Annotated in this window: 1 protein-coding gene; it reads right to left on the reverse strand. The window is 74.6% G+C overall.

Annotation, left to right across the window (positions count from 1 at the left end):
- A partial coding sequence (locus KVT44_RS56275) for a hypothetical protein (RefSeq protein ID WP_217577027.1) occupies positions 1 to 260 on the reverse strand: 260 nt, incomplete at both ends.

The raw sequence follows: 260 nt of genomic DNA on the forward strand, positions 1-260 counted from the left end.
CCCGCGGTCGACCGGCGCATCGCCGGTGACGAAGACGACCACCGAGATCGGGGGCGTGCGGACGCGGTCCTCGGCGGCACGAGCGACATCCGTCCCGTAGAGGAGGGGATTCCAGTCGTCCTTGAACGGGCCACGGGGCTCGCCCTCGCGGCCACCGCCGGAGGCGCGACGGACGTACTCCTCGAGCGAGTTGAGCAGGCCCGCGGCACTCGGCGCGGAATCGGCCAGCGGCGCCGAGCGGAACGGGCTGCGCTCCGCGG

Origin of the sequence: Streptomyces sp. GbtcB7, assembly GCF_019091445.1 — a bacterium.
Classification (GTDB): Bacteria; Actinomycetota; Actinomycetes; order Streptomycetales; family Streptomycetaceae; genus Streptomyces; species Streptomyces mirabilis.